The sequence below is a fragment of the Psychrobacter aquimaris genome (assembly GCF_016107525.1).
Classification (GTDB): Bacteria; Pseudomonadota; Gammaproteobacteria; order Pseudomonadales; family Moraxellaceae; genus Psychrobacter; species Psychrobacter aquimaris.
This window is the reverse complement of sequence record NZ_JABASR010000031.1, coordinates 1-1,718: the sequence shown is the minus strand read 5'-3', so window position 1 is coordinate 1,718 and position 1,718 is coordinate 1. Positions and strand designations below refer to the sequence as shown.

Genomic DNA, 1,718 nt, shown 5'->3' with positions numbered 1-1,718 from the left:
CAATGGTAGTGTGGATTCGTCCATGTGAGAGTAGGTCATCGTCAGCTCTCTATTCTAAAGTTAAACCCCCTTCTGCTTATGCAGAAGGGGGTTTTCTTTGCGCTGGGGTTTGGTTGGGTTTGACGTAACTGTTATCTATATCAAATAAATGCCAAGTTGCTACGGTGTCTCTCTCGCTAGATCTACTATTTATATAATCTACGCTCGATAGTATTGTATCGATTATAGTTTTCTCCAACTGTAGAATAGCTCACCTATAGCTGGTCAAAATTAAATTCTCTAAAAATATTATGTCACTCTTCTTTCGAGGACATGACCTCAATTTAATCAATTTCGATCTACATAAATTTGTGTACATTTATTGAATATATTACTGGCTTACTCATCCAAAATGATTTGACTTATATCATTATAGCTGCTAATTTTAAATAGTATGTTTATTACAGGTTTATAAAAATAATGTTTTAACTTTGTAGATAACTCATTATTTTTTAATTTAAAGTACGAAATATCAGCTTTACTCCTACTCTTATAATTATCAAAAGGAATTGATAATGAAGCTAGCTCCTCTTTTTTCAATTGGTGCCCTAGCGGCTGTCAGTCTTTTAGGCTGTTCTAACCAATCCGCTGACACGACTGATGGCTCATCAGCCAACTCTCAAGAAACGACTGTTTTACGCTTCTCTCACTTTTGGCCAGCAACTTCATCTATTAGCACAGAGGTCTTTGAACCTTGGGCGAAACAAATAGAAGCAGATTCTAATGGTCGCCTAAAAGTAGAATTGTATCCATCCGCAGGTCTTGCCAAAGCAGATGTTACCTACGAATCTGCTGCTAAAGGTACGATAGATATTGGTTCACAAGCACATGGTTATACCAGTGGTCGTTTTCCTTTAACTCAAATCACTGAACTTCCTGGTTTATCAAACTCAGCGACTCAGATGGGTTGTATGCTACAGACTCTTTATGAGGATGGTACACTTGCTAGTGAGTATGAAGACTCACATCTACTATTCATGTATGGCGCTGGGCCTGGCTCATTGCATACTACGGATAAATTGATTCGGACTCCTGAAGACATGAAGGGTATGCGCATCCGCCGCCCTTCTGCGGTCGCAGGTGACATTATCGAAAGTGCTGGCGCTTCACCAGTAGGTCTACCCGCAAATGATATGTATACCTCTCTACAGCGCGGGGTTGTTGATGGATTAAGTTTCCCTTGGGAAGCCGTAACAGCATTTAAAATTGACGAAATCACCAAATATCATACCAATATTCCTTTTTATAGCTCCGCGCTTATGGTCACTATGAATAAGGATAAATATGACAATTTACCTGATGACTTAAAGCAAGTCTTAGATAAAAACTCGGGAATGGCATTGGCGAATAAAGTTGGTGAAGTATTTGATAAGCATGACCAAATGGCCATACAAGCGGCTAAAGATAAAGGCGATGAAATTGTTGAAATCCCTGATCCACTTAATGATCCAGATTGGAAAGGTCCACTCGAAAAGGGCACTAAAAAATATTTAAATGACGTTAATGCTTTGGGTTTAGATGCTGATGGTGTCTATGCAAAAGCCAAAGCTGCCAGTGCCGCCTGTAAAGTGGTATAACCCATTGGAGGTGTCACATGGCATTTTTAGTCAAAATTAGTACCTTTATCTCCAGACTGTGTCAGCTTATCGGCGGCATCAGTCTTATCATCATCGTCCTCA

The 1,718-nt window shown here is 39.5% G+C and carries 1 protein-coding gene; it reads left to right on the top strand.

Annotated elements, in window-relative coordinates; translation table 11 throughout:
• Positions 1–554 precede the first annotated feature (554 nt).
• Positions 555–1,616, top strand: coding sequence for a TRAP transporter substrate-binding protein (locus JFC10_RS14740; protein ID WP_198333481.1), 1,062 nt, complete (start codon positions 555–557; stop codon positions 1,614–1,616).
• Positions 1,617–1,718 lie beyond the last annotated feature (102 nt).